Raw genomic sequence first — 25,927 nt, forward strand, 5'->3', positions numbered from 1 at the left:
TTTCGGCTCCTTATTTCGAAATGTCGACATCTTCGACATCAGCATCTATTTTCTTTGAGACGTCTGCATGATTAAAGAATTTTTCGGAAATCTTTTTCATAGTTCCGTCTTTTTTCATGTCCTTTAAGACACCATTTAATTCTTTTTGAAGCTCTGTGTTGTCTTTCTTCATCACAAAACCTTGTTCGTTTGGCATGTATTTTAAGTCAGGGTGAATCGTAATATTTAATTTCGGGAATGCAGCTAGCGCTAGTGTCTGCAAGTAATAATCATTTAGAATGACATCTGTACGACCGTTAGCAACATCCTTTAAGTATTGCTCGTTTGTCGCATTGTCATAAATGACTTCCTTCGCACCGTACTTGCGAGCGACATCCATGTAAATCGTTGTGGCAGCACCAGCTGCTTTCTTTCCTTTTAAATCTTTTAACGTTTTAATGCCAGACAAATCGTCTTTTCTTACGATCGCCGTGCCATAAGAATATTTATAAGGAGTTGAAAAGGCGAACTTATCTTTTCTGTCATCTGTGATGTCGATGTCATTTGCAGCGGCATCCACTTGACCAGAATTAATGGCGCTCAGCATGCCATCATAGCCCATTTCTTTAAATTCTACTTTTACATCAAGGCGTTTAAATGCTTCTTTGACTACTTCCACTTCATAACCAGTCAATTGATCCTTGCCATTAGCGGTATCGTGATATGACGTTGGATAAAGGGTGCCTGAAGTAGCAACAACAATTTTCCCTTTCTTTTGAATCTTATCCCACTTTGAATCTCCAGACTGAGAAGAGCCTGATTGACTGCAAGCAGACAAGACAAGTATGAAAGCAGACACAACAAGCATTACCCAAATCGATTTTCTATGATAAAAACGACTCATTTAAGAATCCTCCTCTATTTTTTATACAAAACAAAACATAGCACGCTTTTTCTGTTAGGACAACGTTTTCAGAAGAAAAGCGAAAAAGTAAGAATATTATGTGCAATTTGCGTGATGAAATAATGTATAAAAAAGGAAAGTGAGTGCAAAATAAATGCGAATAAAGGAGGGAAGAACATGATGAAAAGAATAAATGGCTTGATCATATTATCGGTGATACTGTTGTCTGGTTTTTATATGGAAACAGCTCATGGAGAAACACCCCAAATGGAAAAGCGTCCAGTAACGCATCAAGTAAAACTAACGACAGAACAACAAAAACAAATTGAAACACTTGAGCAGCAAATTCTTTCTAAACGAAAAGAAGTGATTGAGAAGTACGTCCAATATGGTGTGTTAACAAAAGAACAAGGTACACATATTACGAAACGAATGGATGAGCATTACAATCATTTGAAAAACAACGGATTTGTTCCATTGCTGAAAAAACCACAGCACCATCGACCATAAGGATGAAACCGGCAGCGAGGTGCCGGTTTTTTGTTTAAGATTCTTTTCAGAAGGTGAGACTTTCACCATCTTTAGGAACAAAAATGGCTTTTTCTGCTTGATGCTCTTGAATGTAAGTTTGTAAAGAAGCTCTTGTAAGCAAGCAATGATTCACTGCCTCAAGGTGACAAGCGACAATTTGTGCAGTTGGATGAGAATGGTGAACATCTAAAATGTCTTCCTTCGTCATCGTAATCGGATCGCCTTCTAAAAATTGAGCAGCTCCGCTATTGACCACAATGACATCTGGCTTGCAAGTATTGATAACATCCTTCGGCTCATCACACCAAATGGTATCACCTGCAATATAAAGGGTAGGTTCATCAGGGTGAGAGAAAACAAAACCGCTGACCTGTCCCATCCTCTTTGCAATTTCTCCCGTCCCATGCTGTCCACCTGTTCGCAGGATATGAACACCACCAATGTCTATTTCATCTTCAATACATGTGACATGCTCGAAACCGGCTTCTTCAACTTCTTTTTTGTCATTCTCCGATTGGGTATAAATGGGCTGATCTTGAGCTATTTTTTGTTTTGCCTCGTCATCAAAGTGATCTACGTGCAAATGAGTGAGTAAGACAGCATCTGGGTGTAGCATGTTGTCTAAGTCAATGTTTACAGGCAGATCAACAATTGGATTATTCAAATGTTGATTGGCTGTATGAGGGAACGGTGGGTATGTTCCTTTTGCTGCTAAAAAGGGATCAATGAAGAAAGTTGTCTGACCATATTCAAGGTATAAAGTAGCATTCCGAATGAGCGTGATTTTCATGAAAAGGCCTCCTTTTTTTCTGATTAAGTTTACAGTATATTAAAAGAGTTCCTTGTGACAGAGGGGAATGAAAGTCTTTCATCAGCAGGACTTGATTTTTGAAAGAGGTGAGCCAATGTTAGACCAAACCGATATGGATATATTAAAAGAGCTCTCTAAAAACAGTCGGTTGACCATGAAAGCGTTAGGTGAAAAAGTTCATTTAACCGGTCAAGCTGTTGCGAATCGTGTGTTAAAACTTGAAGAAGAGGGTGTGATTGAAGCATATACCATTTCGATTGACTGGCGGACGCAAAAGACCATCCAAACATTTATGCAGCTCTATACCCGAAGTCATCATCACGAACCACTTCTGTCATTTCTCGATCGACAGGAAGAGATCAAGAATTTATTTAAAATAAGTGGTGAGGGCTGCTATATGGCTGAAGGTCATTTCTCAAGTCATGATGAACTCGATCTGTTTTTAACGGAGCTGACAAATTACGCAAATTATAAACTGTCTATTGCGGTTAAGCGTCTCATTCATCATTAAGAGAAGAGATGCAGGAGGAAAAGGAAACGATGAAAAAATTAATCAAAAATCAAGCTGAACCGGTGACAAAGGAAACAATCAAAGCTGACTTGGTTCAACTTGGTGTGAAAAAAGGCATGATTTTATGTGTTCACTCATCTTTATCATCTATAGGCTGGATAAACGGAGGCGCTGTTGCCCTCATCCAAGCATTGATGGAAACCGTAACAGAAGAGGGGACACTGATCATGCCGGCACAAACGTTAGAGCTTTCTGATCCCGCCGATTGGATCGATCCGCCTGTTCCTTTTTCATGGTGGAAATCGATCAAAGACACAATGCCTGCATTTGATCCAGCTTACTCGATACCAACTGCAATGGGAAAGGTAGCGGAAGCGTTTTGGAAATACCCAGGCGTGGCGAGAAGCAATCATCCTCATTTTTCATTCACGGCCTGGGGAAAAAAGAAACATGAGCTTCTGAAACACCACGCACTTTCTTTTGGATTAGGGGAGCATTCTCCTCTAGCCCGCATGTATGATGTTCAGGCTCAGGTGCTACTGATTGGTACGTCTTTTGAGAGTCTGACCGCTTTCCATTTGGCTGAATATCGCATTCCTCAACAAGACCTTATGACAAGAGGAGCTCCCATCTTAGAAAATGGATGGAGGGTATGGAAAGAATACAAAGATATCATCACTAGAGAAGAACTATTTGAGCAGATCGGCTGTGACTTTCTGAAATCAGGAGGCACTCATCATCACGGTCAAATCGGGCTTGCCAGTTCATATTTATTGCCAGTGAGAGAGTCGGTAGACTTTGCAGAAAAGTGGCTTGATTTGTACGATCAGTCGTGATCTACACCGTTTGGAAATGGATATGATAAAGGTCTTCATCAGGCTGCTGTGTAGTGTAGCAGGTGAGCTGATAGTCTCCCTGTGGTATAGGGAAAGACAGCACCTGAGCCATGACGCTTGTGATATAAACTTGGTCACTTGCATGCGTAAAAGGTACTGTGACCGTTCTGTCAGCCGAGGCTGGGGAGATATCGTTATTTAAAGTTACAGTAACAGAGGCTTTTCCGTTGTTGATCCCTTCAAAGGACACACCTTGATCTCCCATGGCGAATCCTTGAAGAATGTCATCATCTGACCAGTCAATCACAGGTGGCGTTTTGCTTCCGGTGTATACGGTGATTTGGTGATAGGAGATAGATAGGGAATAGGCTTGGTTTAAGTTATTCATTTAAAAAACTCCTTTATTCATAGATTTTTGTTGGAATGTGAATGGTTGAAAGAGTGATTCTTGAAGAGAATGTTAGGCAGCAAGACGATTGTCGCCGTCTTGCGCTTCTATATGAGGAATCTAGATGTGAAATTGTGAAACCATTGTTTTTAAATCTCCTGCTAAATGGGCAAGAGCTTCTGATGAAGCAGTTACTTCTTCCATTGCAGCAAATTGTTCTTCTGTTAAACCGGCTACTTGCTGTGAATGTTCACTTGTTAATTTAACCCCTTCTGTAATAGTGGCAAAGGATTGTTTCGCATCGTTTGTATAAGCTGCGATTTTTTGAGATGCACTAGATAAATGCTTAATACCATCTGCCATTTCTCTCATTGACTGCTGAATATCAATAAATGATTCTTCTGCATGAGAAATAAGTACAGTCCCTTGAGCCGCTTCCTCTCTTACTCGTTTGATCGCACTTGTTGAATGAGTCATCTCTTTTTGGATTTCTGAAATGAGATGGGAAATCATATTTGATGATGCTTGAGATTCTTCAGCGAGCTTTCTCACTTCGTCTGCAACAACCGCAAATCCTTTCCCATGCTCACCGGCTCGTGCTGCTTCAATTGCTGCGTTAAGAGCAAGTAGGTTGGTCTGGTTAGCGATGTCTGTAATAACGTGAGAAATATGATCAATTTCAGCCGAACGTGTCTCTAAAGCTTGAATGGCTGTCCCATTTTCCTCTATTGATTTTGCAATAGATGTCATTTGTGAGTTTACTTCCCCAATATTCTGTACACCTTTTAGGGCCATTTCTTGTGCATATTGACTTCTTGAAGCCATTTGCCCTGCATTTTCCGTGATTTTTGCCAATTCGTTAGATACTTGAATCATTGTGTGCTCACTTGTTGTCATTTGAGCAGACTGTTCTTCTGATGAATGAGCGACTTCTTGAATACTATGGGTGATTTTTTCTGATGCTGCACTTGTTTCTTCTGCACTAGCTGACAGCTGTTCAGATGAGGTTGCCACTAATTCAGACGTGTTCATCACATTAAGAATGGTGTGATTTAATTTTTCCCGCATCTTATTGAAATGATCAGCCAAATCAGACAGTTCATCGCCTGTTGTATCTGTCACATTGATGGTTAAATTGCCTTCTCCTGCACTCTTAATGGCAGAAGCCATGCGCTTGAGACGGGTTTGAATCCGCTTCGTGAAAATAGAAATAATGATTACAGCAACAATTAAGCTTAATAACAGAACAAAGAAAAATTGAATGTAGAATGACTGAAGCATTTGTGAAATCATGCTTTGGTTGGCGCCCGTATAAAAAATGCCGATCGTTTCACCTGCATCATTTTTGATTGGCATATAAGCCGTTTGATAATCTTTCCCGGCTACATTTGCTGTGCCATAATAGTTTTCGCCTTTATCTAATACAGTGGCCTTCACTTCTGGTGAAACTTGTGTACCGACAGCTCGTTTGCCGTTTAACATGACATTCGTTGCGACACGGGTATTTCCTTGGAAAATTGTGATCGTATCATCGGTGTATTCTGCTAAATGGTCGACCAATGTATCATGATCATTGATTTGGGTATTCCCTTTGTAAAGCTTTCCATCTTTTATCTGCCACGAGCCTGCTACTTTTTCATCTAGGTAGGCATAGCCTAGCTTTAAATCCCCTTTTGCTTTTTCAGTGGCCATGTGCTTGATGTTTTCTGTCATCTCACGATTCACCACATAACCAACAATTGCGGAAAAGATGATGATGACACTTAAAAAGATCAGCAAAATTTTGGCACCAAGCCTCAGTTTTCCTTTTTTCTTCATGCTTTTTGACTCCTTTAGGTATAAGGTAGGATAAACCTCCTTAAGGATTATCGGCATGAAAAAAATGTTTGAAATACCTGTATGCAGTTACGAGGAAATTTTTTTAAGATAGAAAAGGGAAATGGCGTTAATCGATGATAAATTGTATTCTTGTGCCATCGGGATCATCAGATAATTGATGACCGACCCATGAGCCTGCTCCTCTATTATCTGAAGGACTAATATACTTGACTGAAGCCCCTGTTCCTCCTTCCTTACACATCGCCATAGGCCATTCATCCCGATCATATCCGCGCTTTGTTGGAATGCCATGAAGTGATTGTTCTCTTTGTTCATCGCTATGTATACGGTCAATCGTACATACGGATGAATGGCCTTCATCAATTGCCTCCTCTATGTGCTTCGCGGTTTCGGGATAACGATCTGATGGGAAGTGAATCGTTTTGTCATAAGATGAATTCGTCGTCTCTTGTTTACTTTGCTCCAGTTGAATATAACCTGTTGCTACACCAATGACGATCAGTAAAAGCAAGAGAATAATTTTAAGAAGTTTCATAGATGCTAGCTCTCTTTCTTGTTTGCGTATTTTGTAAACAGAAGTATAGCAGAATTACTTACCAATTTCTCCTGGTTTTGAAAAAACGCCTTTTAAAGTTCGAAAAACGTTTTTTATCCATTTTCATGCTCTTCACATGTGTAAAAATTCATAAAAATTTTAATTTTTCAGTTCATAAAAAGATTATCCTTTATCAAAATGGCTTTATCACTGCTTTTTGGGCTAATTTCAAGAATTTAACACGCAGAAATTTCAAAAAAATAAAATTGACTAGACCGATATGCTTTAATAATATGGAGTCAAATATCAAAAAATGTCGTAATTTATCAAAATATCATTCTATTTACATTGTAGGAGGGAAGTACAAATGGCGGATGTCTCTTATCGGCTCGGCATAGATATAGGCGGAACATTTACTGACTTATCGTTGATGAATGAAGCAACAGGGGCGCTGACTGAACTCAAAACACCCACAGTGACTGATGACCCAGCTCAGGGAATTATCAATGGGCTAAAACTTCTAAAAGACAGAGGTGTTGATTTATCTAAAATCCAATATCTCGTACATGGAATGACAATCGGTCTTAATACATTGTTGCAGAGGAAAGGAGCAGATTTGGCTCTTTTTGTGACGGAAGGCTTTCAAGACATATTGTCACTTCAACGTTTAAGATTACCCATTCCTTATGACTTCAATTCTCGTTTGCCAGAACCATTGATACCACGAAAGCATGTATATCCAATCTCTGAAAGGTTGATACACGATGGTACGATCAAAAAACCTCTCCATCTGCAGCAATTAGATCATGCTGTTCAGCAGGTCATATCTAAAGGGCTAGCAGGTATTGCCATTTCTTTTTTACATAGCTATCAAAATCCAGTTCATGAATTACAGGCAAAAGCCTATATCAAACACCATTATCCACAATTAGAAGTCCTTACTTCATCTGAATTATGGCCCCAAATGAGAGAATACGAGCGTACCGTGATGTCTGTTGTCAATTTGTACATCCAACCAAAGGTGAAACAGTATTTACAAACATTGAAAAGCCGATTGAAAGAAGAAGGTGTACCAATTTCTCCATACATTACACAATCAAATGGTGGTTTAATGGATGCAGAAAGTGCAGCAGATTCACCTGTTAAAACACTTTTTTCTGGTCCAGCAGCTGGTGTCATTGGTGCCGCAAGAATTGCGGCTTCTGCAAACGAATCCAATCTGATCACGTTTGATGTTGGGGGGACGAGTGCAGATATATCCATTATTCAAAATGGACAGCCGACGATGGCTCAGTCAAATCAGCTTTCAGGTTTTCCTATCATTCTTCCATCTGTTGCAATGTATTCAATAGGGGCAGGTGGGGGTTCTGTTGCATGGATTGATCAGGGCGGGCTTCTCAAAGCAGGACCAGAATCAGTTGGCTCACAGCCGGGACCAGCTTCGTATGGTAAGGGGACGAAAGCCGCCTTAACTGACGCGTTCCTCATATGTGGTTATCTTAATCAAGAGCGTTTTGCCGGAGGACATTTACAACTACAGCTGTCCGCGGCGGAAAAGGCCTTTCAGCCAATTGCCAACCAGCTCAACAAAACGGTAGAAGAAGCTGCTGACCAGCTGATTCAAGTAGCTGTCGCCAATATGTACACAGAATTAAGCAATGTCATGGAACAGCAAGGGTTTGACCCAAGAGATTTTAGTTTACTAGCGTTTGGTGGAGCAGGACCGGTTGTAGCGAATTTCCTTGCGCGAGAAATTCATGCGAAAAACGTAGTCGTTCCTCCAAGTCCAGGAACATTATGTGCATTAGGTGCCCTGACCGCTGATTTTATTCATGATGCAGTACTGTCGAAGAAAATATGCTTACAAGACTACTCGATAGATCAACTAAAACAAGATTATGAGGTGCTTTCTCGAAAAGCGATTGATTGGTTCAGCCAGCAGAACATTCAGCATATTAAACAGACGTCCATTCTATTATTGGCAGATGCACGTTATCAAGGACAAGCCTTTGAGATTGAATTACCATTATCAGCTGAATGGCTGAAGCAAGAGCAAGACATCCATCAACTCGTTGAAGCCTTTCACAAACTACATCAACGTCAATACGGTCATAGAGATGATCAGGCGAACATCGAGTTCACTCATTTACGAGTTCGAGTCATAGGCGAAACGCCGCCGCTGCCTCTCACACATGCTCATGAAAGCAGTGGACAATCTTTGAAGCCACATGAATTCAGGCGAATCTTTATAGAAGAAAAAGAATATGAAGCAGCTATTTATCACAGAAATACTTTGTCGGTGGGTTCTGTCATGAATGGTCCTGCCATCATTGAGCAGGATGATACGACAACATTGATTCTGCCAAATTGGGCAGGCAGCATTGATCCATCAGGGAACTTGGTGATTTCAAGGGAGGCGGCTTTACATGAGAACTGATCCAGCAAAGCTTGAGATGATGCGCAGTTATTTTAATGCAATTGCATCTGGTATGGGACATGTCATTGAACGGACGTCTTTTACGACTTTCGTCAAAGAATCAGCTGACTTTGCGACAGCGTTAGCTACGCCTTCTGGAGATTTCTTTGTTTATCCGAAGACAGTAGGTGTCACGATCTTTTTAGGGCTGAGTCTTAAAAAAGCGATTGAAGAGAGCGGACCGATGCAGCCAGGAGATATTATCATCACAAATGATCCTTATACGACAGATGGTTTAGCAACCCATTTGCCAGATGTCCATATCATTAAGCCGATTTTCGTAGATGGTGAAATTGTCAGCTATGCTTGGTCTTTTGTTCATGTAAGTGACGTGGGAGGACTTGTGCCCTCGAGTATTTCACCGACAGCGACAGATGTTCATCAAGAAGGGTTAAGAATACCGCCAGTGAAAATTTATGAAGACGGAAAAGAGAATCAAGTCGTTCGTACTTTTTTAAGAGCTAACAGCCGAGCTGGTCATTTAAACGATGGGGATATCAATGCGATGATTGCTGCAGTGAATACGGCAGAAATTCGGTTAAAAGAAATGATCGGCAAATTTGGAATAAATGAAGTGAAACAAGGAATGATGGACCTCCTGAAACAAGCTGAGGTTCGTGCAGGAAAGGTCATTGAAGCCATTCCGGACGGAACGAGTGAATTCGCTGACTATTTAGATGATGATATGATCTCGGATGTACCGATCCGGTTGAAAATCAAGTTAACGGTGAAAGGAAAGCGGCTGACACTTGATTTTTCTGAATGTGACCCTCAAGTGAAAACAGCTTTTAACCTTGTTACCAATGGTCAGAAGCATTCCTTCCTATATCAAGGGTTGATTAACTACATTATTAGTCAAGATCCCTTTATACCGATTAATGGAGGAATCACATATCCGATTGAAGTGATTTCCCCTAAAGGGACGCTAGTGCATCCAGAATACCCGGCTTCTGTTGGTATTCGGCATTCGATTACGATGAGGCTTTACAATGTCGTACTGGGTGCCATTGGTAAGCTGTTACCTGAGGCGGTGCCGGCAGCAGGTGCTGGTCAATCTGCTATTGTCGTTCTCTCTGTTCCTGATAATCAAACAGGTGGCAGGAAAATGTCTGTTGTCGAACCATTAGGCGGAGGCGGTGGTGCTCAAAATGGAACGGACGGAGTAGATGGTATTGATCATTCGTCTGGCTTTTTGAAGAATACACCCATTGAGAGCTTAGAACAGCATATTGATATTCATGTTCATCGATATGAGCTTTTGCCAAACACAGGTGGAGCAGGAGAAAACAGAGGCGGACATGCGATTGGTTTGGAATTTGAAATGCTCAAGCCTGAATCCATGGTGACCGCACGAGGTATGGAACGGATGAAGTTTCAGCCTTGGGGATTAATGGGCGGCCGAGCAGGAGCGATCGGTGAGGTCAAGCTAGTCACAGCAAAAGGTGAAAAACAAGACCAGCCGAAAATAGATGTCTTGCGTCTTGAAAAAGGCGATATTGTGCAATTGACATCACCAAGTGGAGGCGGCTGGGGAAATCCATTTGCAAGAGAGAAAGAAAAAGTCCTTCATGAAGTGGAAGCAGGTTTATTAAGTGAAGAAAGAGCGCTGCAACAATATGGTGTTAAAGTGTATGTAGACCAAAATGAATGGAAAATTGATGAGGAGCAAACAAATCAGCTTCGTGAAAAGGGGAATCATCCTGCTCATATGATGTGGGATGTCGGAGAACACAGAGAAGCTTATGAGAAAGTATGGACGGATGAAGCCAGTAGCGAACTTGCTGTGCTTCTGCGTTCCTACCCAGCCAACGAACGTACACATTATAAACATGCAGTTCATCAATATTTCAGTCATAGAAATGAGCCGTTAACAAAGAAAGATATCATTCAAGCACTTCGTCATTTGGATGGACAAAAAGGGGGAAATGAATCATGAGAAGAAGATTAATCACTATTTTTGCAGGTGTTCTATCAATGATTCTACTGCTATCAGCTTGCGGTGGAAATGGACAAGATCAAGGAAAACAGCAACAGACTGTGATCGTTGGCGTATACGGAGGCGATTGGGAAAAGAATATCAAACCGATTCTTGAAAAGTTTGAAAAAGATACGGGAATTAAAGTCCAAACCGTCTCTGGTGCGGATTCTGAATGGTTTACAAAATTAAAAGCATCAAATGGTAAAAATCCACCATATGACCTGCTTATTTTACAGCCTGATACGATTCAAAGAGGCATTGCAGCAAACGTTCTTGCACCGATTGACGAAGGGAAAGCAACAAATGTCAAAAAGCTTTACCGTTCTGTTCAAAAGAAGCTCACTGTTGATGGAAAACAATATGCAGCAGGCTTTAGTATGGGTCAGCTTGGAATTGCTTATAGAAAAGACCTCGTAAAGCAGGAACCAAACAGCTGGACTGACCTATGGAGCAGTCAGTTAAAAGGAAAGGTAGCCATTTCATCTCCGACTTATTCAGCCGGGTTACAATTTTTCTCTGCGCTTGTCCATGCTCAAGGAGGGACAGAATCAAATCCTAAGGATATTGATAAAGCCTTTAAAAGCCTTTCGCAATTAAAAGGGCATGTAGCTGCTTTTCCAGATAATCCAGGGTCTATTCAAACCTTGTTAGAACGTGGTGACGTCGCAGCAGTTCCTTATTGGGATGGACGAGTATTCGCACTTGAAGAAGAAGGTATGGATATTGGTTTCTCATATCCGAAAGAAGGCGCTGTTGCAGCAGTTGCGAGCTGGGCTTTAACGAAGGGAAGTCAGCATGAAGAAGCTGCTTACAAACTATTAAACTATTTAAGTGGAAAAGAAGCTCAGGAAGCTTTCTCGGAAAAATCTTATTATGGTATGTCGAATTCTGATGTGAAATACGGTGACAAGATTAAGGGGAAGGTCAAGGTTGGAGAGAATTATTATAGCAAGCTGACTTGGGTAGATTACGAAACAGCAACTTCGGAGCTGGGCAATTGGACAAATCGATGGAACGAAGTATTAGGCGGAGGAAAATAGGTGATCGTATGAGTGGAATTCATTTAGAACATATCAGCCAGCATTTCGGCGAGCAGATTGCTCTTAACGATGTCAGTCTTACGGTGAATGAGGGAGAGTTTTTCTCCCTTCTTGGTCCTAGTGGCTGCGGGAAATCAACTTTATTAAACATCATTGGTGGTTTTTTAGAGCCAACAAAAGGTGTCGTCTATATTGGGGATCAGGATGTGACGAATTTACCGCCTTATCAAAGAAAAACGGGTATGGTTTTTCAAAGCTATGCACTCTTTCCGCATTTGACTGTCTTTGATAATGTGGCGTATGGGTTAAAGGTTCAAAAGAAAAAGAAGGCAGAAATCAAAGAGAAGGTAATGGATAGTTTGTCTCTTGTGCAATTAGAGGCGTTTGCGAAACGTATGCCGCATCAATTAAGTGGTGGACAGCAGCAGCGGGTAGCGATTGCAAGGGCGCTTGCGATTCAGCCGTCTGTTCTTCTTCTTGATGAACCGCTCAGCAACCTAGATGCAAAACTAAGAAAAAATATGCAGACAGAGCTTCGAAATATTCAAAGGAATGTCGGGATTACCACCATTCTCGTGACCCATGATCAAGAGGAAGCGTTAAGTCTTTCTGATCGGGTTGGGATTTTAGGAGAGGGGAAAATCCAGCAGATTGGGACGCCTTTAGAGGTGTACCGCCAGCCAAACAATCGATTTGTGGCTGAATTTATCGGGCAAGTGAACCTATTTGAGGCAATCTATGATGAAACAAGTGCTGCATTTATCGTTCCTCATTTAATCCAGTCAAACGGGCAGCAAGTGCAGTTAAAGACAGCGGCACATCAAGAGAAGAAGGAGAAGCATTTACTCATGCTCCGTCCAGAAAGAATCAACATATCTTCTGAGCGGGGAGACATTCAGTCTAACCATGTATCAGGCGTGCTGACAGATGTCAGTTATATTGGTCACTCATTACGTTTGGTGGTGGGGCTAGATAGCGGTGAAATGATTGTTCATGCTTCTGATGCAGCGTTTCCAGAGCTTCCTAAAGCTGGAGAAGCTATTCATATCAATTGGCAGCCTGAAGATATCGTTTTCCTAGATTCGAAGGTGCATACGTGATGCGTATCAAGAAAAAGAATCAGCGATTTCATTGGTTCATGCTGCTGCCAGCGTGTTTGTTTCTTGTTGTATTTCTTCTAGCGCCGCTCGTGATGATGTTCGTCCTTAGTTTTCGCGATGTGGACTCAATGATGAACACATTACAAACGTATAGCTTTTCTCAATATATTCATGTGTTCACGACAGATGCGTATGTGAAGGCGATTGGAAGTACAGTATGGGTCGCTTTGCAGACAACGGTGATTTGTCTATTGATGGCATACCCTGCAGCATACGTGCTCGTCAAGGCACCTCATCCGCGTCTGCGGGCATTTTTCTATATCTTACTTGTCTCGCCGCTTTTGACAAGCGTTGTGATTCGGACCTTTGCATGGATTGTCCTTCTTTCACAAAATGGTTTGATCAATGGCATGTTATTAGATTTACATGTGATTGAGAAGCCGCTCTCTTTGCTGTGGAATATGAATGCGGTAATTATTGCGTATGTTCAGGTCATGCTGCCTTTTGCAGTGCTGCCTATCGCGACGAGCTTAACTGATATGGATCGTCATTTACGACCTGCTTCTATGAGTCTAGGAGCTGGACGAATTCGAACCTTCTTTCATGTAACCTTTCCATTGACTATTCCAGGGATGGTGACTGGGGCTATTATTGTCTTTTCTCTGGCGGCTGGAAGCTATATCACTCCGCTCTTAGTCGGCGGAAGAATGCAACCGCTGCTGCCGCTGTCTATATATCAGCAAGTCATGCAGGTGTATAACTTGCCTCTTGCTGCAGCGATGTCCTTTACGTTATTGGTTTGTGTGCTTATCGTGGTCAGTTTATTAAGCTATCTATTGAAGCGTTGGGAGGCGAGGATGCATGCGTAAAAAATCATTTGGTGATCGCTTGCTTTCCATCCTGATTTGGACTGCTGGGTCACTGGTTTATCTCTTTTTAACCATACCTGTTCTTGTCATCGTCTTATCTGCTTTTAGTCCAAATGCCTTCCCTGAATTTCCGCCGACTTCATTCTCTGTTCGTTGGTTTCAAGAGGTCGTGTCGAATCCAGAATGGATGGAGTCTCTGCGTATCAGTGTGATGTTGCTATTTATCGTAACGCCTCTTACAGTTCTTTTAGGCACGATGGCTTCGTATGCTTTAGCAAGGCTTTCCTTTAAGGGAAAGGAGGCAATTCAAGCCTTCATTTTGTCCCCTCTGATGATTCCTCAAGTAGTGTTAGGGATTGCCATGCTTTATTTGTTTACGGCTATGGGATTTACAGGATCTTTGTGGGCACTTGTCATAGGTCACGTCATTATTGGCTTTCCCTATGTGGTTCGAACAGTAGGCGTCAGTGTCTCGAATTTGGACCCGAGGCTTGAGCTAGCTTCAATGAATCTTGGCGCAGGACCTATTCGCACATTCTTTCGAGTGACACTGCCTTTGATAAAACCAGGAATAATTGCAGGCGGGGTATTTTCTGCCGTGACGTCATTTGGGGAAATATCGATCAGTTTGTTTGTTTCCTCTCCTCAAACGATTACGATCCCTGTTAGGACGTTTAATTACATTGAGCAAACCTTTGATCCGAGTGTCAATGCGATATCTGTCATATTTATTATCATTTCTATCATTGCGTTGCTCATTATTGAGAAAACGATTGGCCTGTCTAAGGTGATGTAAATATAATGAAGAAACAAGGGAGCTGTCATTTGAAATGGCAGCTCTTTTTGTATTGTTTTTACGGTAAATATTTTCAATTTTTTAGGGAATATAGTTCTTAAGATTTAAGAAATCGTGGAGGATGAAAGGAGACCTCTATCCTACATTTTCGGTCATATTTGCAAATTTTAAGGAAAAACATGAAAATTTTGCGGTATTTAGTCGATTATTTTCGGTTGAACGCAACTATTATTAGTTATTTTCGGTAAATATCGTAAATTATTATGTGATTCATTCGGCATAACGCATGAATCTTTACACCCATTTTTCGGTGAAAAAAACAATAATTTCATATAAAGTGGACGTAAATAGAAAATATTTAAAAAGAAAAGAAGAAAAAGGCAAATCTATGGAAACGTAGAGACGCAAAGCCATGTCCTAAGGTAAATGTTGCTTTTTTACTATGGTCGCCAGGTTACCGAATCAAAATGGGAGTCCCTCCGTTTTATTCGGGGTGGGCTTCTTTCCGTATTATGTCTATTTTAATGAAATAGACTTGGTTCTTTTGATATAGAGGGTGCAGGGTTGTCACATTGGTGGAGAAAACATAGAAGAGGCGGAGGATGAAAATGAATACAGTTTATTACCCCTTAACACATGCGCAAAAGCGAGTATTCTACACGGAAAGATTTTATCCAGGTACAAGCATTTCTAATTTAGGTGGATTCGCCAGATTGAGATCGGTATCGGGTTTAGATCCATCTTTGGTCGTTGACGTACTTCAAGTGTACATTCGTCAAACTGACTCTCTTCGGTTAAGACTGGTGTATCGACATGAGCAGGAGGAACCTGTTCAATATATCAAGCCTTATGAAGAGCAGCCGATTCGCTTGGAGAAGGGCTGGAGTGAAGAAGAAGTGAGGGCTTGGGCGAATGAGCAAATCCGTGAGCCGATGCCGTTGATTGACAGCCCCTTGATTGAGTTTACAGTCTTTCAAATCAGTGATGAAGAGTGCTGGCTGTTTTGCAAAGCACATCATATTGTGGCCGATGGTATCTCCATAATCTTGATGGGAAATCGCATCATCGACTTATACCAGGACATGTTGCACGGAATAGACATTTCACCGGTTGAGGAGATTTCCTTCGTTGACCACATCACGAGTGAGCAAAGCTATGAAACTTCTAAACGGTTTCAAAAAGACCAAGTTTTTTGGAATGAGCAATTTGCCAATATTCCAGATTTCGCTTCTTTAAAACCGCATAAAGGATACGAGATGAGTTTACATGCGGAGCGATTTTCAGGGGATATTCCAGATTCTTTAAAGGAGAAACTTCGTGCGTTTTGTGAAGAGCAAAAAGTCAGTATGCTCTCAATGTTTATGTCTACCGTTTATACGTATTTGCATCGTTTTAGCGGTATGGAAGATGTTGTCCTTGGAACCTTTATGGGCAACCGAACAAATGCCAAAGAAAAAAAGATGATTGGTATGTTTGTTTCCACCATTCCGATGCGTGCATCTGTTCAGGGGTCGCAATCATTTCTTGATTTCGTCAAACAGGTCATGGCGGATCAAATGAAGATCTTGCGTCACCAAAAGTACCCTTACAACCTTCTCATGAATGATTTGCGTGAAAGAGAAGGGTTTACAGGACGCCTTTTTGATATTTCTTTAGAATACCAGGTCATGCAGTGGCAGAAAAAAGAGAATCTATCTTTTATTACTGAACCGATCTTTAGCGGTAGCGGAATGAATGATATTTCCATTCATGTAAAGGACCGCTGGGACACAGATACATTGACCATTGATTTGGACTATCGTACAGATGTATTCACCGAAGAAGAAATCAGTCAGATGTTTAAGCGATTCTTGATCATACTAGAAGCGGCGGTCTCCCAGCCTGACCAGCTGATCGGGAAACTCCCTTTACTTCCACCAGATGAACAAAAGGAACTGCTGCAATTATCTGAGAGAAAACCGTTTGAAAAACCAGCTGTAAAGCCGGTTCATCACATGTTTGATGAAACAGCCAATAAGTATGCAGAGCGGACAGCCGTTGTAGCGGAAAATGGAGCATTTACTTATGGAGAGCTGTATCAAAAGGCAGAAAAGTTGGCGCGTTTTTTACAAATGAAAGGTGTCTCGCGTGATGTACCTGTTGCTGTCCTAATGGATCGGAAGGCAGAGGCGATGGTGGCGATCTTCGGCATATTAAAGGCTGGCGGTGCGTATGTACCGATTGATCCGGCATTACCTGAGGAGCGTATTCAATATATTGTGGAGGATTCTGGTGCTTCCATTGTGTTAACAGAGGAAACGTTCGTTTCAACATACCATGCCCTTTCGGAAAAAATGGTCGTGCTGCAGCAAATCGCATTAGATGATGAACGGTTGCCTCAGCTTGTAGATCAGTCGGTACCAGAGGATTTGGCTTATATGATTTATACATCTGGGACGACTGGGAAGCCAAAGGGCGTCATGATTGAGCATCTTCAGCTGCATCATTTGGTTCATGCCTTGCATCATGAGATTTATGAAGAGGCGAGTGAGCTTCAAATGGCGCTTCTTGCACCATTCCATTTTGATGCATCGGTGAAACAAATTTTTACTGCTCTTTTATTTGGGCATACGCTTCATATCATCCCGCGAGAAACAACGAGAAATGGTGTTCAATTAGCGGCTTATTATAGAAAACATCAAATTGAAGCAGCAGATGGAACACCGGCGCATGTGCAGCTTTTACTTGCAGCTGAATTAGAAGGGCTGTCACTCTTGCATATGTTAGTTGGGGGAGAAGCATTGCCTGCGAAAGCAGCACATTCTCTTATCGAAGCGATTCGTATGAGTGAGCCTGATTTTACTTTGTGGAATGTGTATGGTCCGACTGAGACGTGTGTCGATGCGGCGGTTCATCGCCTAGAACTAAGTGAACTGCGCGAATCCTCTGAACAGCAGCGTTATGTGTCGATCGGAAAGCCGCTTGGTCATCACCGTCTTTATATTTTAAATGAACATGATCAATTACAGATACAGGGTGCTGCCGGAGAACTGTGCATTGCAGGGATAGGTGTTGGACGAGGCTATGTGAAACAGTCTGAATTGACGGAGAAAGTATTTACGGCAGATCCATTTTCTCCAGGTGAGCGGATGTATCGAACAGGGGATTTAGTCAGATGGCTTCCGGATGGCACAATTGATTATCTTGGCAGAATGGATGATCAAGTGAAAATAAGGGGTTACCGCATTGAAGTAGGCGAAATTGAAGCAGTGATGGAGCAGGTAGTTGGAGTGGATCAAGCTGTCGTACTTGTTGTTGAAGAAGCGGACGGGGAAAAGGCGTTAAGTGCTTACTATCAATCTCGTCATGAAGGTGTGTCAGTTGACATGCTGCAAGCCGCTATCAAACATCAGCTACCAGCTTACATGATGCCGCTCTATTTCAAAGAACTCGATGCATTTCCACTCACAGTCAGCGGCAAAGTCGATCGTCGTGCACTTGCTGCCTTAAAAGGTGATAAAGCGGTTCAAGCTGTTTATGCTGCGCCTAGAAACGAGCTTGAAACGAAGCTTGTCCGTCTGTGGGAAGAAATTCTTGGCCAAGAGAAGATTGGTGTATATGATTCTTTCTTCGAGCGAGGGGGGCATTCGCTGAAAGCAATGACTGTACTCACACATGTGCAGCGAGATTTTCATGTGGAGGTGCCGCTGTCCATTTTATTTGAACAGCAGAACGTTGCTGCTTTGGCTGCTTACATTGAGCAAGCGGAAACATCTTCTGAAACAGTGATACCTAAAGCACCTGCTTTCGACCATTATCCATTGTCACCTCCACAGCAGCGCGTTTATATGGTGAGTCAATTAGAGCAAAGCACTGCATATCATATGCCAGCTGTTGTGAGGTTAAAAGGAACGCTGCAGCAAGAGAAGCTGACTGAAGCCTTTGAAACACTGATCACACGTCATGATATGCTGCGTACGTCTTTTCATACATTGAAAGGTGTTCCTCGACAGCGGGTAGTTCCATCTGTTTCATTTCAAATCGAACAGCTGACAGGCGGTACGATGGAAGAAAATATGAAGCAATTTGTCAGACCCTTTGACCTTGAGTGTGCACCACTTCTTCGCATTGGCTTGAAGTCATTACATGATCAGGAGCACCTGCTCTTTTTCGATATGCATCACCTGATTTCAGATGGTCTTTCAATTGATTTAGTGCTGCGTGAGCTGTCGGATGCTTACGATGGATCGGTCAAAGATCCATTGAAGCTCCAATATCAGGACTATGCGGTTTGGCAAGAACAACAAGATTTTCAAAAAGAAGAGGCTTTCTGGCTACAGGAATTTTCGGGTGATCTTCCTGCTTTACAGTTGCTGACTGATTATCAGCGCCCAGCAGTCCAATCATTTGCAGGAGATCGAGTGATCAAAGAAATAGATGGAACGTTAAAGGGACAATTACAGGACCTGGCGGCAAAACACCATACGACACTGTATACGGTTCTGCTTTCTGCTTACTATACATTGCTTGCGAAGTATACGGGTCAAAAGGAATTCGTGGTTGGAACACCGGCGTCGGGACGTGTGCATGCAGACCTGGATGACATGATCGGCATGTTTGTCCAGACACTTGCTTTGCGGTCAGAGGTTGACCCAAATGCAACCATGTCGCAGTTGATTGAGCAAGTGAAGGAAAAGACGATGCATGCATTTGAGCATCAGCAATATCCATTTGAACGACTGCTTGAAAAACTGAATGTGCCAAGAGATTTTAGCCGTCATCCATTATTCGATACCGTTTTTACACTCATGCCAGATCATGGATCAGCTCAGCATATTGGAGAAATGCAAGTTGAAATTGAAGAAACCAATTTCCATATTGCAAAGTTTGATTTAACGCTGCAAGCGATGGAGTCAGATCAAGGGTTATCCTTTATCCTCGATTACAGTACGGCGTTATTTAAACGAAGTACAGCCGAGCAGATGCTGCATCATTATATGTATTTGCTGAAACAGATGGTCCAAGCGCCAGAGGAAGCGATTCGATCTTATCGATTACTCACTGAACAAGAAGCAGAAACTCAACTGAATTTGTGGAATCCGTTACCGACACCTTATCCGGCAGAAGAAACCATTGTGACACAGTTTGAAGCACAGGTGCAGGCACACGGTCATAAGCCTGCCCTCCAATGTGAAGGTGTCATTCTTTCTTATCAAGAACTAAATGACCGTGTGAATCAGCTAGCTCATTATTTGCGTGAACATGGGTTTGAAAGAGGGATGAAAGCAGCCTTATTCTTTGAACGATCTAATGAGATGGTACTCTCGGTTCTAGCTGTACTTAAGGCGGGCGGCGTCTATGTACCAATTGATCCTGATTTTCCTGATGAACGTGTGAAGCACTTTTTAACAGACAGCGGTACGCAATTCTTATTGACACATCAAGTGCTGCGCCAACGCTCGGTGCTCGCTTCTTTTGAGGGAACCATCATCGAAACAGAAGATCAAGCAATTGATCAGCAATCAGACAGCAATATAAAGATTCGTCTATCGCCAGAGGATTTGGCGAATTTGACCTATACATCTGGTACAACTGGAAAACCTAAAGGGAATATGGTGACACACCGGAACATTTTGAGAACAGTGAAGCAATCAAATTATCTAGCCATTCATCAGGAAGACACGGTGATGAGCCTATCAAACTATGTATTTGATGCTTTTATGTTCGATGTGTTTGGTGCTTTATTAAACGGTGCGAAACTGATTGTTCTGCCAAAGGATCATATCTTAAACATGAATGAGCTTTCTGGAGCGATTGAGAAGGAGAAAGTCAGTATTTTAATGATCACGACAGCTCTTTTTCACTTACTTATTGATATGAAAAAAGACAGCCTGAAGAACATCAGAAAAGTTCTATTTGGCGGAGAACGTGCTTCTGTACCTCATGTCATGACTGCGCTTGAAACGGTAGGGGAAGGCACACTTGTTCATATGTACGGTCCTTCTGAAAGTACGATTTTCACAACGTATTATCCAGTGAATTACATTGAGGAGCAGGCGTTATCGATTCCAATCGGAAAGCCAGTGAGTCAAACGGCTGTTTATATTGTAGATGAATTTGGACAGCTGCAGCCGCCAGGTGTAGCAGGAGAGTTATGTGTCGCTGGTGATGGACTGGTCAAAGGATATTATGGACAGCCAGAACTCACAAACGAAAAATTCGTGGAAAATCCATTCCGCCCTGGTGAGGTCATGTACAAAACGGGTGATCTTGCACGATGGCTGTCAAATGGAGAGATTGAATTCATTGGACGAATCGATCATCAAGTGAAGATTCGAGGTCAGCGTATTGAACTCGGAGAAATTGAGCATCAGCTGCTTCGCCATCCGCAATTGAAGGAAGCTGTCGTCATTGCAGCTCCAAATGACACATTATGTGCGTATTTTACAGCAGAAGGGTCCGTCTCATTAACTGATTTGCGAGAACAAGCAGGGCGTGAGTTGCCTGTGTACATGATGCCGTCATTTTTCGTGCAATTAGACGAACTTCCGCTGACGAATAACGGCAAGGTAGATAGGCGTGCGCTACCTGTGCCTGATCTAAGTGAGCAAGGGGTAAATGAGTACATCCCTCCTCAAACAGAAACGGAGCGTGTCGTGGCGCGCATTTGGGAGGAAGTTCTTGAAGTACCGAGAATCGGCAGGCACGATCATTTCTTTGAATGCGGTGGTCATTCGCTGCGCGGCATGAAAATGTTGAACAAGCTGTATGAAGAGATGCATGTAGAGCTCACTTTGAAATCTTTATTTGAATTCCCAACATTAGAGGCGTTTGCTTTTGCGGTTGATCAAGCGGATCAAACGGAGATCAAGCGGGTGGAGGTTGCAGAAGAAGCGACCTATTATCCAGTGACATCTGCTCAGAAGAGGTTGTTTGTATTGGAGAAAATGACCGATGCGGAGCAGAGCTATCATATGCCGGCTGCTTTAAAGCTAGAAGGTGCTTTTGATGAAAAGCGATTTAAAAAAGCAATTGAACAGCTTGTCCAACGTCATGAAGCATTCCGAACGAGCTTTGATTTTGTTCAGAATGAACCTGTTCAACGAATTGAACCAAACATCTCCGTAGCTATTGAGACAATCGAAGGGAACGGACGAGACATACAGGAATTGATGAATGACTTTATCCGTCCATTTGATATAGAAAAGGCGCCTCTATTCAAAGTAGGTCTAGTATCTGCTTCCGTAAATGTCCATTATTTACTGATCGATATGCATCATATCATTTCAGATGGTGCATCTGTGGGCATCTTAATTGAGGAGCTATCCGCGTTGTATCGAGGGGACAAACTAGAGGAATTACCTGTTCAATATAAGGATTATGCGGTTTGGTCAAAAAGCGAGACGTTTTCTGCACAAATAGAAGCTGAAGAGGCGTTTTGGCTGAAGCAATTAGAAGGAGAATTGCCTGTACTGGCACTGCCAGAAGATTTGCCAAGACCAAAAGTGCAAACATTCTCAGGAGATCGCGTCTCATTTACCATCAATGGGCCGCTTAAAACGAAATTGGATGAGCTTGTCAGAGCACTCAACAGTACGACGTATACAGTGCTACTTACTTGCTACAGTACCCTTTTAAGCAAGCTATCGAGACAAGAAGATATCATCATCGGTTCACCGATTGTGGGCAGAACTCACCCTGATATTCAATCTGTCATTGGTATGTTTGTGAACACGCTGGCACTTAGAACACAGCCAGCAGGACATCTGACAGCTGCAGAATTTGCGTCAAATGTTCATCAGCTTGTGTTAGAGGCAAATGACCATCAGTTGTACCCATTTGAAGAATTGGTAGACCAAGTACAAACGGTTCGAGACACTAGCCGTCATCCAATCTTTGATGTGGTGTTCTCAATGGAAAATGCGGATATTCGTGATTTAAAGATGGATGGACTTCAGGTTGTTCCAGAGCCATTCGAAGAGAATATCGCCAAATTTGATTTGACCTTAACTGGAAATGAATCGGTTGATCACATTGAGCTTGTGTTCGATTTTAATACTTCTATCTTTCAACAGTCATCGATTGAAAAGTGGAAGGAATTTTTCCTTCATTTATTGGAACAAATGGTATCAGCGCCAGATCAATTGCTAGATCAAATGCAGCTATTATCACCGAAGCAGCAGCAAAAATTGCTCAGCGAATGGTCAGGTCCTGTCCTAGACGTTCCGTCAGATCAAACCGTTCATGCATTGATTGAAGCTAAAGCATTTGAAGCACCGAACCAAAAAGCGGCGACCTTCTGCGGAACGAGCTGGACGTATGAAGAACTGAACAGCCGGGCGAATACAGTCGCTTCAAGACTCATCTCAAACGGCATAAAACGAGGAGATCGCGTCGGCATTCTCACTCGTCCGTCCCTTGACATGACGGCAGCCGTCCTTGGGGTTCTCAAGACAGGAGCGGCATTCGTTCCAATTGATGCGGATTATCCAGACCAGCGTATTGCCTACATGCTAGAAGACTGCGGGGCAGAGGTTCTTCTCATGCAAAAAGGACTCACTGCACCAACTTCCTTCACAGGTCATGTCCTATTGATAGAAGATGCCATAGAAGGCGAAGCGCAAGAAATACAGGTTCATGTCAAACCAACTGATCTCGCTTATATGATTTACACGTCTGGAACAACAGGACAGCCGAAAGGTGTCATGGTTGAGCACCAGTCCCTTGTGAATCTAGCGTTTTGGCACAATGATGCCTTCCAAGTGACCAATGCGGATCGAACCGCGAAATATGCTGGCTTTGGCTTTGATGCCTCCATTTGGGAAATGTTCCCTACATGGATCGCCGGCGCAGAGCTGCACATCATTGATGAAGCGATTCGTCTCGATATGATCAAGCTCAATACGTATTTCAATGACGAAAATATCACCATTGCGTTCCTACCAACACAGCTATGCGAGCAGTTTATGTCAATGGACAATCACTCCTTGCGTTACTTACTAACAGGGGGAGACAAGTTGAAACAGGTAAAGCCTGTTCCTTATCAACTCGTGAATAACTACGGCCCAACCGAAAACACAGTCGTGGCGACAAGTGGGATTATTGATCCAAATCAAGGCACGCTTCCGATTGGAACAGCGATTGCCAATACTCGTTTTTATATTATGGGTTCGTTATATGACCTCTCGCCGCCAGGCGTACCGGGTGAACTCGTGATTGCGGGGAAAGGATTGGCAAGAGGGTACTGGAATCTTCCGGAGGAAACAGAGAAACGCTTTGTCCCAGATCCATTTTATTCAGGTGAGCGCATGTACCTGACAGGTGATTTGGTGAAATGGACAGAGGATGGCGAGCTGATCTATCTCGGCAGAAAAGACCATCAAGTCAACATCCGAGGATTCCGGATTGAGCTGTCAGAAATTGAAGCGCAGCTTCTTGCACTTTCGGATGTCAAAGAAGCAGTTGTGACAACGATCAAAGATGCCAGCGAACAAGATGCCCTTGCCGCATATGTCATTACAGATGAAGAAACGATTGACCTGAAAGAAAGCTTAAAACGTACGTTGCCAGACTATATGATCCCTTCATGGATCATCAAGCTAGACCAACTGCCGATGACGGCAAATGGCAAAGTCGATCTAAAAGCATTACCAGCACCAGATATGGAAGCGGGCCAAACAGCATACGAAGCGCCAAGAGACGAAGTCGAAACGCTTCTATGTGGCATTTGGGAAGACGTGCTTGGCGTGAGCCAAGTCGGCATTCACGATCACTTTTTCTTCCTTGGAGGAGATTCAATTAAAGGCATCCAAATGGCAAGCAGACTCACACAAGCCGGCTGGAAGCTTGATATGAAACTATTATTTCAGTATCCAACCATTGCGGAGCTGCGCCCATATATCGAAGAAGCGGATCAACTGACAGTCGACCAATCACCTGTCGAAGGGGAAGTCATTTTCACACCAATTCAGCGCTGGTTCTTTGAAAGAAACTTTACAAGTCAGCACCATTGGAACCAATCGATTATGCTGCAAGCACCAAATGGTTTGGATGAAACGATCGTTCAGAAAGTGTTGGAGCAGCTCATGATTCATCACGATGCCTTGCGAATGGTGTATCCACTCGAAGAAGGTCGCTTAATCCAGCGTCATCGAAAAATCGAAGAAAACTTGGTAGCTGTTGATGTGGTAGAAGTACAAGGGGAACTGTGGGAGCAAATTCAGCAGGTTGAAAAGCTGGCTAATGAAGTGCAGGCTAGTATATCGCTAGCGGAAGGACCTTTAGTAAAACCAGCCATTTTCCGAACGGATCAAGGGGATCATTTACTGCTAGCTGTACATCATCTTGTCATCGATGGTGTGTCATGGCGTATTTTCCTTGAAGATTTTATGGCTCTTTATGAACAGTCGAAGCGAGGGGAAATCCTGACACTTCCTGAAAAAACACACTCTTTCCAAGAATACGCCCAGAAGCTGACGGAATACGCGATGTCAGATGAGTTGCTGTCAGAAAGAGCTTATTGGAAAAAGGTACTTGCGCATTCCGTTACGCCCCTTCAAAAGGATCATGTGACGGAGGATCAGCGGATGCTTCATACACAGACCATTCGTTTCACATTGTCTGAGGAGGAAACACGTAGTCTGCTGACAGATGTACATGAAGCATATCAAACAGACATCAATGATATTTTGCTGACAGCCCTCGGATTGTCCATGAAAGAGTGGACAGGTGAAGACAGACACTTTATTCATCTTGAAGGACACGGAAGAGAGGACATCCTCCCTGCAGTTAATGTCTCAAGGACGATTGGCTGGTTTACAAGTATGTATCCTGTGTTACTAGATATGTCGCATGCAGACGATCTTTCTTATCAGATCAAGTATTTAAAAGAGGAACTCAGGCACATCCCGAACAAGGGAATCGGCTATGGCATATTAAAATATTTAACCCCTGACAAGATGAAGGACGCTATCTCATTCGATCTCGCGCCAGATATCAGCTTTAACTATCTTGGACAGTTTGATGAACAGATCACCGGTGAGTTAAGCCGCTCAACATGGGATTCAGGAAAATCGCTGAGTCCAGAATCAGAGAAACCTCATGCACTTGATATTGTTGGTTTCGTCGAACAAGCCAAGCTCCATGTGACGATTTCTTATCATCACCTTGAATTTGAAGAACGTACGATGGAACAATTCAAGGACCTTCTTGAAAAGAATGTGAAGACGTTGATCTCACATTGCGTATCACAGGAGGAGACCCAGATGACACCTAGTGATGTAGGGGATGAGGATCTCACGATGGATGAACTTGAAAAGCTAATGGATATATTTTAAGCAAACGAAGAGGTGGACA

Annotated in this window: 15 protein-coding genes and 1 riboswitch; of the genes, 10 read left to right on the forward strand and 5 right to left on the reverse strand. The window is 42.6% G+C overall.

Annotated features, from left to right (window positions below; all coding sequences use genetic code 11):
* Positions 1-10: 10 nt before the first annotated feature.
* Positions 11-883, reverse strand: coding sequence for a transporter substrate-binding domain-containing protein (locus NKR21_RS01820; protein WP_012008872.1), 873 nt, complete (start codon positions 881-883; stop codon positions 11-13).
* A 180-nt stretch (positions 884-1,063) separates the two neighbouring features.
* On the opposite strand from NKR21_RS01820, the gene NKR21_RS01825 reads away from it, so the two are divergent.
* Complete coding sequence (locus tag NKR21_RS01825; RefSeq protein ID WP_119125670.1) at positions 1,064-1,393, forward strand: YckD family protein; 330 nt, start codon at positions 1,064-1,066, stop codon at positions 1,391-1,393.
* Between the two features lie 46 nt (positions 1,394-1,439).
* On the opposite strand, the gene NKR21_RS01830 is transcribed toward NKR21_RS01825, so the two are convergent.
* A complete protein-coding gene (locus tag NKR21_RS01830; RefSeq protein WP_144457983.1) occupies positions 1,440-2,204 on the reverse strand; it encodes an MBL fold metallo-hydrolase in 765 nt (254 codons plus the stop codon).
* Positions 2,205-2,319: 115 nt separating this feature from the next.
* Here NKR21_RS01830 and NKR21_RS01835 point away from each other — a divergent pair, with 115 nt between their 5' ends.
* Together NKR21_RS01835 and NKR21_RS01840 are read left to right on the forward strand one after the other, a co-directional pair.
* Positions 2,320-2,736, forward strand: coding sequence for an Lrp/AsnC family transcriptional regulator (locus NKR21_RS01835; protein WP_186299672.1), 417 nt, complete (start codon positions 2,320-2,322; stop codon positions 2,734-2,736).
* Between the two features lie 29 nt (positions 2,737-2,765).
* Positions 2,766-3,572, forward strand: a complete 807-nt coding sequence (locus NKR21_RS01840) for an AAC(3) family N-acetyltransferase (protein ID WP_144457987.1) — start codon at positions 2,766-2,768, stop codon at positions 3,570-3,572.
* A gap of 1 nt (position 3,573) precedes the next feature.
* Here NKR21_RS01840 and NKR21_RS01845 read toward each other — a convergent pair whose 3' ends face one another.
* The 3 genes from NKR21_RS01845 to NKR21_RS01855 form a co-directional block, all read right to left on the reverse strand.
* Positions 3,574-3,960 carry a competence protein ComJ gene (locus tag NKR21_RS01845; RefSeq protein WP_119124395.1) on the reverse strand — a complete coding sequence of 129 codons (387 nt, stop codon included), beginning with the start codon at positions 3,958-3,960 and terminating at the stop codon, positions 3,574-3,576.
* Between the two features lie 120 nt (positions 3,961-4,080).
* A complete protein-coding gene (locus NKR21_RS01850) occupies positions 4,081-5,778 on the reverse strand; it encodes a methyl-accepting chemotaxis protein (RefSeq protein WP_144457989.1) in 1,698 nt (565 codons plus the stop codon).
* A 127-nt stretch (positions 5,779-5,905) separates the two neighbouring features.
* Positions 5,906-6,334, reverse strand: coding sequence for a NucA/NucB deoxyribonuclease domain-containing protein (locus NKR21_RS01855; protein WP_119124397.1), 429 nt, complete (start codon positions 6,332-6,334; stop codon positions 5,906-5,908).
* Between the two features lie 367 nt (positions 6,335-6,701).
* On the opposite strand from NKR21_RS01855, the gene NKR21_RS01860 reads away from it, so the two are divergent.
* From NKR21_RS01860 to NKR21_RS01890, 7 genes are all read left to right on the forward strand, one after another.
* Complete coding sequence (locus tag NKR21_RS01860) at positions 6,702-8,771, forward strand: hydantoinase/oxoprolinase family protein (protein ID WP_144457991.1); 2,070 nt, start codon at positions 6,702-6,704, stop codon at positions 8,769-8,771.
* Positions 8,761-10,746, forward strand: a complete 1,986-nt coding sequence (locus tag NKR21_RS01865; protein ID WP_144457993.1) for a hydantoinase B/oxoprolinase family protein — start codon at positions 8,761-8,763, stop codon at positions 10,744-10,746. Before NKR21_RS01860 ends, NKR21_RS01865 begins: the two co-directional genes overlap by 11 nt.
* Positions 10,743-11,828 carry an ABC transporter substrate-binding protein gene (locus NKR21_RS01870; protein WP_144457995.1) on the forward strand — a complete coding sequence of 362 codons (1,086 nt, stop codon included), beginning with the start codon at positions 10,743-10,745 and terminating at the stop codon, positions 11,826-11,828. Before NKR21_RS01865 ends, NKR21_RS01870 begins: the two co-directional genes overlap by 4 nt.
* Before the next feature lie 8 nt (positions 11,829-11,836).
* A complete protein-coding gene (locus NKR21_RS01875) occupies positions 11,837-12,928 on the forward strand; it encodes an ABC transporter ATP-binding protein (RefSeq protein ID WP_144458012.1) in 1,092 nt (363 codons plus the stop codon).
* A complete protein-coding gene (locus tag NKR21_RS01880) occupies positions 12,928-13,797 on the forward strand; it encodes an ABC transporter permease (RefSeq protein ID WP_144457997.1) in 870 nt (289 codons plus the stop codon). Before NKR21_RS01875 ends, NKR21_RS01880 begins: the two co-directional genes overlap by 1 nt.
* Positions 13,790-14,593 carry an ABC transporter permease gene (locus NKR21_RS01885; protein ID WP_041815150.1) on the forward strand — a complete coding sequence of 268 codons (804 nt, stop codon included), beginning with the start codon at positions 13,790-13,792 and terminating at the stop codon, positions 14,591-14,593. The genes NKR21_RS01880 and NKR21_RS01885 overlap by 8 nt, the downstream gene beginning before the upstream one ends.
* A 369-nt stretch (positions 14,594-14,962) precedes the next feature.
* Positions 14,963-15,055: riboswitch (cyclic di-GMP riboswitch) on the forward strand.
* Positions 15,056-15,201: 146 nt separating this feature from the next.
* Complete coding sequence (locus NKR21_RS01890) at positions 15,202-25,908, forward strand: non-ribosomal peptide synthetase (RefSeq protein WP_186299673.1); 10,707 nt, start codon at positions 15,202-15,204, stop codon at positions 25,906-25,908.
* Positions 25,909-25,927: the final 19 nt, after the last annotated feature.

It is taken from the genome of Bacillus sp. 1735sda2, from assembly GCF_024159245.1.
GTDB lineage: Bacteria > Bacillota > Bacilli > Bacillales > Bacillaceae > Bacillus > Bacillus pumilus_O.

Bases quoted from the DNA above. Each gene is read 5' to 3' on its own strand.
- NKR21_RS01865 (WP_144457993.1), top strand. From the start codon at position 8,761: ATGAGAACTGATCCAGCAAAGCTTGAGATGATGCGCAGTTATTTTAAT.
- NKR21_RS01875 (WP_144458012.1), top strand. From the start codon at position 11,837: ATGAGTGGAATTCATTTAGAACATATCAGCCAGCATTTCGGCGAGCAG.
- NKR21_RS01855 (WP_119124397.1), bottom strand. From the start codon at position 6,334: ATGAAACTTCTTAAAATTATTCTCTTGCTTTTACTGATCGTCATTGGT.
- NKR21_RS01860 (WP_144457991.1), top strand. From the start codon at position 6,702: ATGGCGGATGTCTCTTATCGGCTCGGCATAGATATAGGCGGAACATTT.
- NKR21_RS01835 (WP_186299672.1), top strand. From the start codon at position 2,320: ATGTTAGACCAAACCGATATGGATATATTAAAAGAGCTCTCTAAAAAC.
- NKR21_RS01840 (WP_144457987.1), top strand. From the start codon at position 2,766: ATGAAAAAATTAATCAAAAATCAAGCTGAACCGGTGACAAAGGAAACA.
- NKR21_RS01845 (WP_119124395.1), bottom strand. From the start codon at position 3,960: ATGAATAACTTAAACCAAGCCTATTCCCTATCTATCTCCTATCACCAA.
- NKR21_RS01850 (WP_144457989.1), bottom strand. From the start codon at position 5,778: ATGAAGAAAAAAGGAAAACTGAGGCTTGGTGCCAAAATTTTGCTGATC.
- NKR21_RS01880 (WP_144457997.1), top strand. From the start codon at position 12,928: ATGCGTATCAAGAAAAAGAATCAGCGATTTCATTGGTTCATGCTGCTG.
- NKR21_RS01885 (WP_041815150.1), top strand. From the start codon at position 13,790: ATGCGTAAAAAATCATTTGGTGATCGCTTGCTTTCCATCCTGATTTGG.
- NKR21_RS01890 (WP_186299673.1), top strand. From the start codon at position 15,202: ATGAATACAGTTTATTACCCCTTAACACATGCGCAAAAGCGAGTATTC.
- NKR21_RS01870 (WP_144457995.1), top strand. From the start codon at position 10,743: ATGAGAAGAAGATTAATCACTATTTTTGCAGGTGTTCTATCAATGATT.
- NKR21_RS01825 (WP_119125670.1), top strand. From the start codon at position 1,064: ATGAAAAGAATAAATGGCTTGATCATATTATCGGTGATACTGTTGTCT.
- NKR21_RS01820 (WP_012008872.1), bottom strand. From the start codon at position 883: ATGAGTCGTTTTTATCATAGAAAATCGATTTGGGTAATGCTTGTTGTG.
- NKR21_RS01830 (WP_144457983.1), bottom strand. From the start codon at position 2,204: ATGAAAATCACGCTCATTCGGAATGCTACTTTATACCTTGAATATGGT.